The organism is Streptomyces celluloflavus (assembly GCA_000720995.1).
In the GTDB taxonomy this organism is placed as follows: domain Bacteria; phylum Actinomycetota; class Actinomycetes; order Streptomycetales; family Streptomycetaceae; genus Streptomyces; species Streptomyces celluloflavus.
The window spans coordinates 60,525-74,425 of the sequence record JOEL01000013.1 but is presented as its reverse complement, the minus strand read 5'-3'; the positions used below and the strand labels follow the sequence as shown (position 1 = coordinate 74,425).

The 13,901-nt window shown below is 69.8% G+C and carries 15 protein-coding genes and 3 pseudogenes; 13 read left to right on the top strand and 5 right to left on the bottom strand.

The window, feature by feature from the left end:
* Nucleotides 1–141: 141 nt before the first annotated feature.
* Nucleotides 142–350 (bottom strand): annotated as a pseudogene (locus tag IH09_RS39870) (hypothetical protein); the annotation flags it as partial.
* 343 nt (nucleotides 351–693) lie between these two features.
* Here IH09_RS39870 and IH09_RS14415 point away from each other — a divergent pair.
* The 3 genes and pseudogenes from IH09_RS14415 to IH09_RS14405 all read left to right on the top strand — a co-directional run bounded on the left by IH09_RS14415 (nucleotide 694) and on the right by IH09_RS14405 (nucleotide 2,283).
* Complete coding sequence (locus IH09_RS14415) at nucleotides 694–1,356, top strand: hypothetical protein (protein WP_205379755.1); 663 nt, start codon at nucleotides 694–696, stop codon at nucleotides 1,354–1,356.
* Between the two features lie 128 nt (nucleotides 1,357–1,484).
* Nucleotides 1,485–1,676: pseudogene (locus IH09_RS14410) on the top strand (IS630 family transposase); the annotation flags it as partial.
* Nucleotides 1,677–2,055: 379 nt separating this feature from the next.
* The gene (locus IH09_RS14405) at nucleotides 2,056–2,283 is read left to right on the top strand and encodes a hypothetical protein (protein WP_190233289.1); all 228 of its coding nucleotides are present in this window, start codon (nucleotides 2,056–2,058) and stop codon (nucleotides 2,281–2,283) included.
* A gap of 229 nt (nucleotides 2,284–2,512) precedes the next feature.
* Here the strand turns inward: IH09_RS14405 and IH09_RS39035 are convergent, their stop codons facing one another.
* Together IH09_RS39035 and IH09_RS14400 are read right to left on the bottom strand one after the other, a co-directional pair.
* Nucleotides 2,513–2,653: a hypothetical protein gene (locus tag IH09_RS39035; RefSeq protein WP_165484759.1), complete on the bottom strand. Its 141-nt coding sequence runs from the start codon at nucleotides 2,651–2,653 to the stop codon at nucleotides 2,513–2,515.
* A gap of 269 nt (nucleotides 2,654–2,922) precedes the next feature.
* Nucleotides 2,923–3,861: a LysR substrate-binding domain-containing protein gene (locus IH09_RS14400; RefSeq protein WP_110952288.1), complete on the bottom strand. Its 939-nt coding sequence runs from the start codon at nucleotides 3,859–3,861 to the stop codon at nucleotides 2,923–2,925.
* 127 nt (nucleotides 3,862–3,988) lie between these two features.
* Between IH09_RS14400 and IH09_RS37155 the strand changes: the two genes are divergently transcribed.
* The 5 genes from IH09_RS37155 (at nucleotide 3,989) to IH09_RS14380 (ending at nucleotide 5,891) form a co-directional block, all read left to right on the top strand.
* The gene (locus IH09_RS37155) at nucleotides 3,989–4,078 is read left to right on the top strand and encodes a darcynin family protein (protein WP_318279453.1); all 90 of its coding nucleotides are present in this window, start codon (nucleotides 3,989–3,991) and stop codon (nucleotides 4,076–4,078) included.
* Complete coding sequence (locus IH09_RS14395; RefSeq protein WP_052856625.1) at nucleotides 4,051–4,443, top strand: DUF6415 family natural product biosynthesis protein; 393 nt, start codon at nucleotides 4,051–4,053, stop codon at nucleotides 4,441–4,443. The genes IH09_RS37155 and IH09_RS14395 overlap by 28 nt, the downstream gene beginning before the upstream one ends.
* A 240-nt stretch (nucleotides 4,444–4,683) precedes the next feature.
* The gene (locus tag IH09_RS14390; protein ID WP_190233288.1) at nucleotides 4,684–4,884 is read left to right on the top strand and encodes a hypothetical protein; all 201 of its coding nucleotides are present in this window, start codon (nucleotides 4,684–4,686) and stop codon (nucleotides 4,882–4,884) included.
* A 342-nt stretch (nucleotides 4,885–5,226) separates the two neighbouring features.
* Nucleotides 5,227–5,562 carry a hypothetical protein gene (locus tag IH09_RS14385; protein WP_131123230.1) on the top strand — a complete coding sequence of 112 codons (336 nt, stop codon included), beginning with the start codon at nucleotides 5,227–5,229 and terminating at the stop codon, nucleotides 5,560–5,562.
* A 32-nt stretch (nucleotides 5,563–5,594) separates the two neighbouring features.
* Entirely contained in the window at nucleotides 5,595–5,891 is a 297-nt protein-coding gene (locus IH09_RS14380; protein ID WP_240150775.1) for a hypothetical protein, read from the top strand.
* 635 nt (nucleotides 5,892–6,526) lie between these two features.
* Here IH09_RS14380 and IH09_RS14375 read toward each other — a convergent pair.
* Nucleotides 6,527–6,772 (bottom strand): hypothetical protein, encoded by a 246-nt coding sequence (locus tag IH09_RS14375; protein WP_052856621.1) that lies wholly within the window; start codon nucleotides 6,770–6,772, stop codon nucleotides 6,527–6,529.
* 456 nt (nucleotides 6,773–7,228) lie between these two features.
* Between IH09_RS14375 and IH09_RS39030 the strand changes: the two are divergent.
* Nucleotides 7,229–8,160, top strand: a pseudogene (locus tag IH09_RS39030) (IS5 family transposase).
* 290 nt (nucleotides 8,161–8,450) lie between these two features.
* On the opposite strand, the gene IH09_RS14360 reads toward IH09_RS39030, so the two are convergent.
* Complete coding sequence (locus tag IH09_RS14360) at nucleotides 8,451–10,010, bottom strand: aldehyde dehydrogenase family protein (RefSeq protein WP_052856620.1); 1,560 nt, start codon at nucleotides 10,008–10,010, stop codon at nucleotides 8,451–8,453.
* 144 nt (nucleotides 10,011–10,154) lie between these two features.
* Here IH09_RS14360 and IH09_RS14355 point away from each other — a divergent pair, with 144 nt between their 5' ends.
* The 4 genes from IH09_RS14355 to IH09_RS14340 are packed head-to-tail and all read left to right on the top strand — an operon-like array spanning nucleotide 10,155 to nucleotide 13,901.
* Entirely contained in the window at nucleotides 10,155–11,315 is a 1,161-nt protein-coding gene (locus tag IH09_RS14355) for an NAD(P)/FAD-dependent oxidoreductase (protein ID WP_052856619.1), read from the top strand.
* The gene (locus tag IH09_RS14350) at nucleotides 11,312–11,575 is read left to right on the top strand and encodes a (2Fe-2S)-binding protein (protein ID WP_052856618.1); all 264 of its coding nucleotides are present in this window, start codon (nucleotides 11,312–11,314) and stop codon (nucleotides 11,573–11,575) included. Before IH09_RS14355 ends, IH09_RS14350 begins: the two co-directional genes overlap by 4 nt.
* On the top strand, nucleotides 11,559–12,995 hold the full coding sequence (locus IH09_RS14345; RefSeq protein ID WP_052856617.1) for an FAD-dependent oxidoreductase: 1,437 nt from the start codon (nucleotides 11,559–11,561) through the stop codon (nucleotides 12,993–12,995). Before IH09_RS14350 ends, IH09_RS14345 begins: the two co-directional genes overlap by 17 nt.
* 9 nt (nucleotides 12,996–13,004) lie before the next feature.
* Complete coding sequence (locus IH09_RS14340; RefSeq protein WP_052856616.1) at nucleotides 13,005–13,901, top strand: dihydrodipicolinate synthase family protein; 897 nt, start codon at nucleotides 13,005–13,007, stop codon at nucleotides 13,899–13,901.

Below are 13,901 nucleotides of genomic sequence, written 5' to 3'. Positions count from 1 at the left end.
CTGCGCCGCGACTCGACAGGGCGGCAGTCAACGCCCGGTGTGTGCTCAGGACAGCCTGCGCCAGCCGGGGCCGAGCCCCCGCCGCCGGGGCTTCTTGGCGAGCCGCCTTGACCGCGGCCGCGGTCAAGGGGAAACACACCGCGCCATCCGTACCCGGCGCCCGGCCGCGTCGATGCCGTTGGCGAACTGCCGCAGCACCTCGCGCCGCTCGGACACGAGGTGGTCGCCACACAGCCACGCCGACCACACTCGGTCCGGCGGACCTGGCGGCCGGCCTCCAGCTCGTACAGCTCCGCGTCAATCGACGACGCCGGGAGGTCCTCCGCCTTCGCCAGGGCTTCGTCGGATGCCTCGGTGACGCAGCTCCGCATTATCCGGGGATGCACCCGGTCCCATGTCGTCTGTTTCTCTGGACGATTGTGGCGGCGGCTTCGCACAGGGCGTGATGCCGCGTGCGGTGTGGTTCTGAGGAAGCCAGGCGAGTGCCGCGGTGGACGGGGGCAGGCCGGCGACGTCGGCGTACACGATTCCGGGGCGGGGGTAAAACTCGCGGGCTGCGGCCGGCATGAACGTGATGCCCTCGCCGCAGGCGACGGCCAACGCGCGGCGCGGGCAGAAGAGAGCGACGAGTCGGGTGCTGAGTGACTCAACAGAAGTGCTGCGCCCTGTGCCCTGGCCGATAGCGTGACCGGCATGTCTGAAGGGATCGCCTGGATAGGCGCACACAGCACCACGGACGTGGACGCTGCCCTTCCCGGGATGCTCGGCAGCATTTCGCTGACCGCGGCCCGGGGAGTGGAGCCCGATGAGTTCCTCATCGCGCTGGGTGCTGACCTCGACGAGCTCGCCGCGCGCACCCCGTACAAGGATCTTGTCGTGCCGGTGGGGCAGCCGGGCAAGCCCTCGCCCCGCGTCAATCCGGCCATGTACGGGACGTGCGGTGAGTGGGTGTATGTCCTGGAGGACTGGGGGATGGCAACGTGGTCCACGGGCTACCGGGGCGTGAAGTCGATGCAGCCCTACCCGGACGAGGAAATCGTCTGCCTCACGATGAACTGGTGGAACCCGCCGTGCCTGATCATCCACGCGCCCGGGGACGGCCGGGCGTGGCGGGCCGAGTTCGGTACGGACACCGGCGAAGGGTCCGACCTTGATGCGGCGCTGCAGGGGGCGGGCGCGGTGTTCCCGGTCGTGCCGGACGTCAGCGCAGCCGAACAAGCCGCATACCGGGAGGAGCACGGCGAGCGGCTGCCGCACGCGGTGTTCACCGCTGTCGGCGCCTATACCGGTCTGTCGATTGACCGGGCCGCTGTCGAATCCGGTGACTTGCCGTCGGTGTTGATCCCTATGGTGTGACCGGCGTCCAGCACAGGACTGGCCCCACCCCGCTTCGGGGTGGGGCCAGTCTGCTTCGGCGGGGTGGTTGTTACAGCGTGGTCAGCTTGCAGATGACCGGTGTCGCCGAGCCGTAGAGGCAGGTGTTCCCCGCCTACGCGCCCGATCCCAACCCGCAGGAGGGTATCTGGTCGCTGGTGAAACGCACCATCGGCAACCTCGCCGCCGCAAACCTCGACCAGCTGGCCACCGCCGCGGAACGCAGCCTCAAGAAGGTCCAGTACCGCCCACACCTGATCAACGGCTGCCTCACGGGCACCGGCCTGACCATGGAAACCTGACCCCGATCAGACCGACATCACGCATACAAATTCAGTAGCAGGTGTGCCGCAAATCCGGTGCGCCGCGCCGGCTTCAGTCCGGTTTGAGCGCGCCTGAACCGGGCCGGTGCGTCCGACAGTTCGGCGATCGTGTGGTCGAGCGGTCCGGAGCCTCCACGACTCGTGCACCCTGCCCCCTCGCGGACGGAACGGGAGTGGAGTGGACCTATGGAATGACTCCATTGTGGACCTTACCGGGGGTCCACTGGCTGCCTAGCCTGGCAGCAACCGACAAGAAGCGGGAGTCGGCGGCCACCTCGTCGCCGAGCGTTTCGCGCGGGATACCTGACGAAGCCGCCCGCCTACCAGGCGGTCGGCGGGCCTTACAGAGGAGTTACACATGCGTAGGAAACTTGCGAAGGCAGCCGTTGTGATGGCCGGAATCGCGGCCATCGCCGGAAGTACCGCCGTGACCGCCCAGGCAGCTGACGGAAAGCCGATCAAGGTGGCCAGCTTCGAGCAGTGCCGCGCGTGGGGCGACGCCATGAAGGCGCAGGGCCAGATCAAGGGCTACCACTGCGACAACATGAACGCCGAGCGGCAGTGGTACCTCACGCCCGTCTACTAGAAACACTTGGCCTCACCGACGGGTTGGGGCGACGCGGCAGGCCGACTCTGGCCGTGGCCCGTCGTCCTGCGGTGCCTCGGCCCAGGAAGCGCTGAAGCGGCCAATTCCTAGCCTGGGCTCCCGCCACTCGGGGCTTGTCGAGGCCATTCGCTGACGCGTGGCGGCGCTCACAGGAGGGCCCACGCCCGGGGCGGTCGCCCGAAGCCGTCGTGCTGCGCGGTCGTATCGATCAGGCCGCGAGCAGCTCATGCAGGCGCTCGGCCGGAGAAACTGGCCGAGCGCTTTTGCGTGGGCCGTCGAATGTGGCAGCCATCGTGCACCAGCGCTTGCGGGTGCAGAACAGAACGCGGTCCTGCTTGTCGGTCACCATGCTCGCGCCAGTAGCGGACTGGCCCTGTTGGCACACACCCCACGGACGACGGCATCCTCGGCGTGTGCGTGATCGGACCCCTCGCGAGCGAGTTCGCTGGTGGATCCACCGTCATGCTGACACGGCATTCGGCACTCAGCGAAGGTGAGTTGCTGTCTGTAGTCGCGTCAGCGGTTCGGTCGGCGGCCGGCGTCTTCCTGGACTCGCTCGACACCCCGAACACGGTCCGCAACTACGGGGCGACGGTGTGCGCAGCTCGTACGAACGCATTAGCGGAGCGTCCGGCGGACGGCGTGGCGCAGCCAGTGGTGGGCTCCGTCGGCGGCGTGGCGGGGGTGCCAGGCCATGCCGATGGTCACCGGCGGCAGGGGCAGAGGGATGTCGAGGAGGTGCAGACCGAGGGCGGTGGCGGTATCGGTGAGAGGGGAGGTGGCGGCGCCGGGCGGTGCGGTGGGGACGAGGCAGACGACATCGCTGCGGGCGGCGAGGGCCATCGCGGCCAGGTGGCTGGGGAGGACGACGGTGACCCGCCGCTTGAGGTCCTGCTCGGCCCGAGCGGTGTCCAGGGGGCCGGTGAACCGGCCGCGGCGGCTGACCCCGACGTGTTCGGCGGCGGCGAGCCGCGCCGGGGTCAGGGGCCCCTCGGTGAGGGGATGGCCGGACCGGACGGCCGCCGCCATCCGGAGGGTGACCCACTCTTCGACCTGGGTTTCGGGGGCGACGTGGTCGATGGCCCCGACCTCCAGGTCGACCTCGCCGCCACGGAGAGCCGGTCCGGCCTCCAGCGCCTCGGCCCGGAACCGCAAGGAAACCCCCGGTGCCTCCCGCCGGACCAGCTCCAGTAGCCCGGGAGCCAGTGCCGCGCCGACCACGTCGGCGGTTTGGAGGGTGAACGTGCTGCGCAGGGTGGCGGGGTCGACGCCGGCGCCGGGAGTGAGCAGCGCTCCGAGGCGGCTCACCACCGTGGCGGCTTCGTCGCGCAGCGCCTGGGCGCGGGGGGTGGGGACCATGGTCTGTCCGGCCCGGACCAGGAGCGGGTCCTGGAGGATACGGCGGAGGCGGGCGAGGGTGCGGCTCATGGCGGCCGGGGAGGTGCGCAGGCGCGCGGCGGCGCGGGTGACGCTCTGCTCGGCCAGCAGAGCGTCCAGCGCGACGGCAAGATTGGCGTCGATGACCGGCGGCGGACTGGCCGGTTCTGAGTTATTCACCAGCGTAATTCCATTTCAGGCAATGATCCCTTGCTGAAGTTCCCATTGTGGCAAAGCTGTTGTCCTCCGCAGGATGAGTGCGTGCCGATCCGGTACGTCCATCACCTGCCACCCAGGAGGATCCGCCATGTCCGCCGAGCACACCGCACCGCCGGTCACCGCCTTCATGCTCATCAAGACCATGCCCGAGTGGCTCGCCATGACCCCGACGGCCTGATCGAGGCGGAGCTCCCGCTCGACCGCGAGCCGTACGAGTGCCTCGTCAAGGCCGTCCTCGCGTGGACCGACGAGGACGCTCTTGCCGAACGCGACTACGAGCAGATCGGCCTCCAGTTGACCGGTCACGCCCGCGCGGCCGCCGCTGACGTCCGGCGCCGCGCGAACCAGCTGCCCAAGGACAGCGGGCCCAGCGCGCTCGCCGACGTCGTCCTGCGCGAGGCGGAAGGCCGGCTGTCCGTTCCGCTGGAGGGCACCGTGCGCTGCGCCCGGAACCGCGCCCGCCTCGTCCGCGCCCTCTACGAACGCCTGGACCGCCTGGAGGCTGCGCTCGCCCCGGAGAGGGTTGCACCGAGCGGGGGCTGAACCGTGGGGATGGTTGCTTCCAGCGGGGGACCACAAGTGCGGCGGAAGGTGCGGACCCCCACATCGGACACCGCCCATTTCTGCAGGTCACCTCTTGGGGGCAAGGCTGTCCCGGACGGCGACACCTCTCATTCGATAGCAATTAGAGGTTCTGAGTCTCTGATGGGCCTGGGCCAGCGGCCCGCCGCGTCCTGGCAGATGAGGGGAGCGCTGACGAGCTTGACGGCTTGACCTGCCATCGTGGCTGGCGCCGACAGAGCGGTGCGGAGCCTGACCCGGACGCCCTCCCTCGGCACGCTGCCGACCACCCCGCACGAGGCGATCTGCAAGGAGGCGTACCCCGAGGCCGTCACCCAGGCACCCGCCAACTTCGCCGACCTCTGCCAACGACTTCAGACCCAGCCCCACCCGAACGCGGAGACCTCCACCCACGAACCATGATCGTTCTCGCCGAGAATCGCTGTACCGATGCCCCAAGGCCGAGCTCGAAGCGGACACGCTGTGATTCCCGGCTGCCACCAGGCGAAGGGCGGCGCCGCGCTGCTGGGCGTGGGGCCCGGCGAGGTCGGCCCGTTCGGTGCCTGATGTCGCGGACCCTGGTACGGCGTGTTCTCGGGCAGGACGGCGGAGCGTAAGCGGGCCCCGGGGGCGGTCGGGATTCCTGGTGTCCGGGTGCGATATGACAATTCGTGTCGCGGGTGAAGATTCCGCCGTCGGGCTTCCATGGCGTCTAAACTTCGGAAATACAGGGTGTTTTCCGACTCGGCTTGAGAGGGTGCCGCTGTGGATGGCATGCATTCGTCTACCGGCCAGGTGAACAACAATAACGTCCCGACGCTGACGGTCTCGTACCACTATGAACAGCCTGCACTGAACACGATCGGACAGCTCTCGATCTCCTCGTTCGATGAGGACCTTCCGCAACAGGGGTCTTTTGTCGTCACCAGTTTCACGCAGGTGCAGTTCATCGACACCGATGGCTCCACGAAGACCGAAGACACGGGATTTGTCAGCGCGATCTCCCGGAGCAAGCTGACCCGGGTCGACTGGGAAGCCCAGGTCAGCAACGGATTCACCGCCTGGCTGCTCAACCTGTTCTACTGGCCGCAGGTCACCTGATGGACCGGCAGGAGATGTGAACCATGCAGTACATGAGTGCTGGGATTGGGCCACTGGTGTCGCTCACACACACGGTGGCCGTTTACGACCCGGCCAGTGACGGACGCGTCGTGCACCTGCACCATGTGGTGGTGCTGGAGGGCGGCAAGACCGTCGGGCGGGAAGAGGCCGAGCAAGAGGCCCTGGGAAAGGCCCGGGAGAAGGGCCATGACGTCGGACGCCTGCGCCTGCAGTACCTCGATGTTCCCCTGCCGGAGGGACGCGGCGTGCTGTGCGTGGACGCCGCCACCGGCAGCGCCGTCGTCAGGACACGGGGCACGGCACCGTGACATTGGACTGAGGGCTCATCTGATTCCCGGGCGGGCCTGCCTTCCCCTGCGGAGCCGTATCGCCGAAGCCATCGTCCTGCTCTACGCACAACCGCTCAGCCGCGTCGTCCGGCTCACCTTTGACGACGTCGTCAACGACAACGGCCTCGTGCTGCTACGGCTCGGTGACCCGCCATCCCCGGTCCCCGAGCCGGCCGTGGGGCTCCTGCTCCACTGGATCGATAACCGGGACAACATGAGCACCGCGACCAACCGCGACTCCCGGTGGCTGTTCCCCGGCCACAGTGATGGTCTGCGTGTGATCGTCACTGTGATGTCAGTTGGAGAACCTGGTTTGAGCAGGGCAAGCTGCTGACATTCTCTGTGGATTACTTATGACACGAGTGGCGAAAGTCGGTGTCATTCTCGTGCAGACCGGTACTAGTGCCGCACCAGGCAACGTTTGCCCTGTCTTGAGTTGGTCCGTATGTCTTGCGGTCAGTTGGGCAAGCTGGAGGCTCTGGCTTATTTCGATCTTGGTCAGTGCTGCCGAGCGGGACGATGTGCACGCGCTTGTTCGCCTGCGTCTCGCGAATGCTGAAAGGCATGTCCAACTCGATCCGGCCGTCACTCCATTCGGAGCTGGTGACCGGCAGCTATGCGGCGTTCATACGGCACTGGTCCGTCCGGCGTACCGGCGTGACCTTGGGACGCGACGAGTCCAGTCGATAGGAATTCACGAACGCGAGGAGGTCGGAGTCCTCGGTCATCCCTTCCGGCGGCTCGCACTCCGTGTAGAAATATCCCGCTGGGGGAGTCAGGATCAGGAGCGGCGAATCTGTCGGGATCCGAACAGCCTGGTCGATGTTCCCTGCCTCGTCGTGCACGACAAAGCGTCTCATCGTTGAACTCCTTGAGCTACGAAATGACGCAGTAGGCGAAATGGATGGATTCAATCACCGTGGTGGGGTGGTCGTTGGTAGTTATCCAGTTCAGGTTCATCCCGGCTGGTCCCGTCACAACCCTGAAGCTGGTGAGCTCCAAGGAGTACACGTCTGACGAAGGGGTCCGCTGAGCCTGACTGAGCACGGACAACGAGACATTGGATCCGACGGCGGCCAGGGTGCCACACGACCAGATCCTCGCCTGCCCGGGGAGCAATCTCCCTGCCCGGTCTCCGGCGTTGATCAAATTGATCGTTGCCATAATCAACCACGCTTTCCGATTCGGCCTACAAGCCGAGGGGTGCACCGGCGCTCTGGGGCCGTCGGCGCTGGACGGCTGCGCACAACTGGACGCCGCCAGGACGTGTCCGGCCGATCATGTGACTGCTTCGGGCCGGGGTCGTTTATATGGGCATGGGGCGGGGTGATCTGAGTGATGCCGAGTGGGAACGGCTGAGGCCGTTCCTGCCGGTCAGTAATGGGCGTTGCGGCCGGTGGCGGGATCACCGGCAGGTGATCGACGGGATTTTGCACCGGGTGCGGACCGGGGTGCAGTGGCGGGACCTGCCCGAGCGGTTCGGGCCGTGGAAGACCGTTTATGAGCGGCACCGGCTGTGGTCGGCCGACGGAACGTGGGAGCGTCTGCTGCAGCAGGTCCAGGCCGCGGCGGATGCGGCGGGTGAGATCGACTGGGACGTCTCCGTCGACTCCACCACCGTCCGTGCCCACCAGCACGCGGCCGGCGCCCGTACCGACCCGCCGCCGGCTCCCGCCTCAAAGAGGGCCGAAAGGCCGGAACACCAGGGCGACACCGCGTGGCAGAGCCTCCACGGCCGATTGGTGGAGGTAGTGCGGGAGGTGCGGGCCTGGGCCGCTCGCGCGGCGGGTTCACCACCAAGCTCCACCTGAGCGCGGACGGCCGCTGCCGCCCGCTGTCCGTCATCGTCACACCCGGGCAGCGGGCGGACTGCACGCAGTTCATGCCGGTGCTGGAGAAGATCCGTGTCCCGAAAGCCGGGCCGGGCAGGCCCCGCAAGAAACCCGACAGCGTCGCGGCCGACAAGGCATACAGCAACAGGCCCTGTCGTGAGGACCTGCGGCGCCGCGGCATCCGGCACACGATTCCGGAGAAGACCGACAGCCAGGCCGCCCGCCTACGCAAGGGTTCACGCGGCGGACGGCCACCCGGCTTCGACGCGGAGCGGTACAAGAAACGCAACACCATCGAACGGGCCGTCAACAGACTGAAGCAGCACAGAGCCGTCGCCACCCGCTAGGACAAGCGCCGCTACGTCTACCTCGGAACCGCCACCGCCGCAGCCCTCACCATCTGGCTCCGAACATGATCGCCCGGACAGCTCCTACAGGCATTGGGTCGAACGCAACCGAGGGAAAGAGAGCCTCCGACTCCGCGCGCGGGCACGGACGCGACGGGACAGCGGCTCAGATCGCCCTCCTGTCCGAAGCCGGCTCTCGCTTTCACCGACGACTACCTGTACGAACATGACCGAGGCCGAGGCGGTCCAGACGCCTGAGCCGCGGCCAACGACGGCGGCGGACGACCGGCTGACCGATGCGTTGTTGGGTTGGGCCCAGGCCGGGGCCTGCAGTTGACGGGCGCGGGCGGTCTGCCGGCTTACCGGGGCGGGTGGGTGCCGTTCATGAGGCGGGGGACCCGCAGGGGGTTGTCGTCGCGGAGTTCGGGGGGCAGGAAGGGGTCGGGAAAGGACTGGTAGCAGACCGGGCGCAGCCAGCGCTCGATGGCGAGGGTGCCGACGCTCGTGGTTCCGGGTGAACTCGTCGCGGGCCACGGCCCCCCGTGCACCATCGCGTGGCAGACCTCGACCCCGGTGGGCCAGCCGCCCCACAGGATGCGGCCCGCCCGCTCCTCCAGCACGGGCAGGAGTCGCAGGGCCGTGGCCAGGTCGGCGTCAGTTCCCTGCAGGGTGGCTGTCAGCTGCCCCTCCAGATTCTCCAGCAGGGAGAGGAGTTCTTCCGTCCCGGACCAGCGCACGATGAGCCCCGCGGCGCCGAAGACCTCGCCGGTGAGACCCTCGTGTGCGGTGTACGTGGCCGCGTCGCATTCGAGGACCACCGGGGCGGGCGCGAACGGGCCGTCCCCGGCTGTGCCCCGGGCCACCTCCCGCACCCCTTCGACAGCCGCCCACCGTTGTACCCCCTCTGTGTACGCCCGGGTGATTCCCGGGGTGAGCATGACCTGGCCCTCCGTACTCGCCACGGCCCGAGTCACGGCGGCGAGGAAGGTTTCGCCCGTCGGCCCGGCCGGCAGCAGCAGGAGGCCGGGGTTCGTGCAGAACTGCCCCGCGCTGCTGGTCAGCGACGCCACGTATCCCTCGGCCGCCGGTCCCGGCTCGGCGAGGGCCCCGTCGAGCACGATCACGGGATTGACTGCGGACATCTCGGCGTGGACCGGGACGGGCGTCGGGCGGGACTGCGCGGCGGCGACCAGCGCCAGCCCGCCGGCCCGGGAGCCGGTGAAGCCCACGGCAGCGATCCGCGGATCACCGACCAGGGCGAGTCCGACCTCGTTGCCCCGGCCCACCACTAGCGAGAACACACCGGCCGGCACACCCGTGCGCGCGGCGGCCGTCGTGACGGCGCGGGCCACCGCCTCGCCGGTGCCCGGGTGGGACGGGTGTGCCTTGGCCACCACGGGGCAGCCGGCGGCCAGTGCGGACACGGTGTCTCCGCCCGCGACCGAGAACGCCAGCGGGAAGTTGCTCGCGCCGAAGACCGCTACCGGACCGACGGGAATCCGGCGCAGCCGTACATCCGTCCGGGAGGCCCCGGAGTCGATCCGTGCACCGAGCGCGGTTCCACTTCTGACCAGATCGGCGAACAGGCGCAGTTGCCCGCAGGTCCGCCCCCGTTCACCGGCCAGCCTGACCGGAGAGAGCCCGGTCTCGCGGGCCGCAAGTTCCAGAAGGGAGTCGCCGAGCGCTTCGATCTCTTCCGCGCAGGCGTCGAGGAAGCCCGCCCGGCGCTCCGTCGGCAGGGCGCGGAAGGCGCGGGCGTCAGCCTCGGCGAGCCGGGCCGCCTCGGCGATCTGCTCCGCCGACGCGTCCCGGAGCGGAGGGCCGATCGGCTCGCCGGTCGCGGCGGCGATCGCGTGCCAAGCGGCCCCCGTACCGGGGGCGTCACGGCCGGCCAGGATCGAGTGTCCGGTCAGGTTCACAACGATTCATCTCCCTATGTGCACGGTGGGCAGTGCGCCGTCGTCGGGCGCCGGAGTGAAGATCACCCGGTCGGCGGCGTTGTCTTCGGATCAATCCGATGTATAGCCTAGCTATAGCATGTGACATTGCACTGAGGGGTGGCCATGAAAGTCGTTGTCGTGGGCGCGGGCATCGTGGGCGCCGCGTGCGCGTTCCACGCCGCCGCGGCGGGCCTCGACGTCACGGTTCTCGACCGGGGACCCGTTGGCGCCGGCACGACCAGTCGGGGGGAGGGCAACATACTCCTCTCCGACAAGGAACCGGGACCCGAATTGGAACTGGCCCGGCTCAGCCGCGATCTGTGGGACGAGGCCGGCGAGGAACTCGGCCCGGACACCGTCGAACTGGAAGCCAAGGGCGGCCTGGTCGTCGCGAGCACACCCGACGCCCTCACCGCCCTGCACGCGTTCGCCGCGAGCCAGGCGGCAGTTGGCGTTTGCACCGAACCCGTCGAACGCGTCCGCGATCTCGAACCGCACATCGCGCCCGGACTTCCCGGCGGCGTCCACTACCCGCAGGACGCCCAGGTACAGCCCGTCCTCGCGGCAGCCGGACTGCTGCGCGCCGCAGTCCGGCGCGGCGCACGGGTGCACACCGGCGAAGCCATCGCCGCAATCACCGGAGCCGGCGGCCGGATCGCCGGAGTCCGCACCGCTGACGGCACCGTGCTGGCCGCCGACGCCGTGGTGAACGCTGCGGGGACCTGGGGCGGCGAAGTCGGCCGCCGACTCGGCGCCCCCGTCGAGATCCTGCCGCGCCGGGGCTTCGTCCTCGTCACCGAGCCGCTGCCGCCCACGATCCGGCACAAGGTGTACTCCGCCGACTACGTCGCCAACGTTGCATCCTGCGACGCGGGGCTGGAGACCTCGTGCGTCGTCGAGGGCACCCGGGCGGGAACCATTCTGATCGGCGCCAGCCGCGAGCGCGTCGGCTTCGACACCGCCATGAACCCGGCCGTGGTCGCCGCGCTCGCCGCCCAGGCGTGCCGTCTGTTCCCGTTCCTGCGCGCCGCCCATCTGATCCGCGCCTACCGGGGCTTCCGGCCGTACTGCCCGGACCACCTGCCGGTCATCGGTCCGGACCCCCGCGTGCCCGGCGTCGTCCACGCGTGCGGCCACGAGGGCGCCGGTATCGGTCTCGCTCCGGGAACCGGCGCTCTGGTCACCGCTCACCTGCTCGGCCGCCCCTGGCGGGGCGCCGATCCGGCCGCCCACACCGGCCTTCTGCCCGACCGATTCCTCACCACCGGAGGTATGCCGAAGTGAGCGAGTTCACCGTGGACGGCGAACCGCTGCCGTTCGTACCAGGACAGACCCTGGCCGCCGCACTCGTCGCCTCGGGCCGGGTCGCCTGGCGGACCACCCGGCTCGGACAGCGGCCCCGGGGGGTCTTCTGCGGGATCGGTGTCTGTTTCGACTGTCTGGTGACCATCGACGGAACGGGCGGGCAACGCGCGTGCCTCGTGCAGGCCCGCACGGGCATGGCCATCACGACCGGGGAGGGCGACGATGAGTGCATCCGGTGACCTTGTGGTGGTGGGCGCCGGCCCGGCCGGCATGGCGGCTGCCGCCACCGCCCTGGACGGCGGATTGCGTGTCCTTCTCGTCGACTCGGGCGCCGCCCTGGGCGGCCAGTTCTGGCGCCACCCCCCGCAACAGGCGCGCCACGCCATCCCGACCGCGGATCTGCACCACGGACTGCCCACGTACCGGGCGCTGTGCGCGACACTGTCCGCCCACGCGCGCACCGGCCGGCTCACGCTGCTGTTGAACCACCACGTGTGGACCACGGCCCGTGAGGGCGACGGGTTCGCCGTCCACGCCATGGACCGGAGCCGGGCGCCCGAGGAGACCGCCGTAGTGCTGCGCGCACCAGCACTGCTGGTGGCGACCGGCGCCTACGACCGCCAACTTCCCTTCCCCGGCTGGGACCTGCCCGGCGTGCTCACCATCGGGGGTCTCCAGTCGCTGCTCAAAGGTGGGGGAGTCGCCGCCGGCCGCCGGGTGGTGCTCGGCGGTACGGGACCCTTCCTGCTGCCGGTCGCCGCGGCCCTCGCCGCACGCGGGGCCGAGGTCGTCGCCGTGTGCGAGGCGGCTGCGCCCTCGGCCTGGCTGCGACACCCCGTACCGCTGTTGCGCAACCCCGCCAAGTGGGTTGAGGCCGCGCGGTACGCGGGCACGCTCGCCCGGCACCGCGTCCCGGTCCGTACCCGCACCGCGATCGTCGGCGCCGAAGGGGACGGGAGGGTCGCCATGGTGCGCGTCGCCTCCCTGGATGCCGACGGCAGCACGCTCCCGGGTACAGAGCGCCGGATCGAGGCCGACACCGTGGGCGTCGGCTGGGGCTTCGTACCCCAGCTCGACCTCCTCATCCCCCTCGGCTGCGACCTCGCCGACGCGGGCGACGGCACCATGGCCGCCGCCGTCGACGACGGACAGCGCACCGGTGTGCCCGGGCTCTACGCGGCGGGCGAGACCTGCGGCGTGGGCGGGGCCGTGCTCGCGGTGAGCGAGGGCGCGATCGCCGCCGTGTCGGTGCTCACCGACCTCCGGTCGCCCGGCCGGCCGAACGTCCGGCGCCTGGCCGCGAAACATGCCGCGGTGGCCAGGCACCGTGCCTTCGCCCGTGCGATGGCGCAGGCGCACCCCCTGCCCACGGCCTGGTCCTCGTGGCTGACCGACGACACGCTGGTCTGCCGGTGCGAAGAGGTCACCGCAGGGGCGGTCCGGGCCGCCTCCGCCGACGGATCGGCATCCGACCACCGGCAAGTCAAACAGTTGACCAGGGCCGGCATGGGGTGGTGCCAGGGCCGGATGTGCGGGCCCGCCGTGCACTGTCTCGTGGCCCGCGACCAGCCGTACGCGCCCGCGGAACGGCTGATCGCGACCCCCGCCACCCTCGGTGGGCTCGCCGGTCTCGACGAGTCCACCACCGATCACGTCTGAGGAGCTCGAATGACCCAGAACCGCATGCCCTGGCACGGCGTCATCGTCGCGACCAGCCTCCCGTTCGACCACGACCTCGCCGTTGACCACGGCGCCTACGGGGACAACGTCGCCTGGCTCGCCGAACAGGGTCTGCACGGCGTCGCCCCGAACGGCTCGCTGGGCGAGTACCAGACCCTGACCTACGAGGAACGCGACCGCGTCGTGGAGACCGCCGTCGCGAATGCCCCCGAGGGCTTCACCGTCATGCCGGGCGTCGGAGCCTACGGCGCCGTCGAGGCGAAGCGGCACGCGCAGTTCGCCAAGGACGCCGGCTGTCAGGCCGTCATGTGCCTGCCGCCCAACGCCTACAGGGCTGACGACCGCGCTGTTCTCGAGCACTACCGGATGGTGGCCTCGGCCGGACTTCCCGTCACCGCCTACAACAACCCCATCGACACCAAGGTCGACCTGCGCCCGGAGCTGCTGGCCAAGCTGCATGCCGAGGGTTTCATCGTGGGCGTGAAGGAGTTCTCCGGCGACGTCCGGCGGTGCTATGCCATCAGTGAGCTCGCCCCCGGGCTCGACCTCCTGATCGGCACCGACGACACCCTCCTGGAGGTCGGTCTCGCCGGCGCCAAGGGCTGGGTCGCGGGCTACCCCCAGATCTTCCCGCGCGCCTGCCTCGCCCTCTACAACGCCTCGTTGGCAGGCGATCTCGACACCGCGCTCCCCCTCTACCGCCAGCTTCATTCCGTGCTGCGCTGGGACAGCAAATCCGAGTTCGTACAGGCCATCAAGCTCGGCCAGGACATGATCGGCCGGACCGGCGGCTCCTGCCGTCCGCCCCGGCAGGCGCTGGGCCCGGAGACCGAAGCCCTCGTACGTGCCGCCACCCAGGCCCTCATCGACGCCGGGGTGAACTGA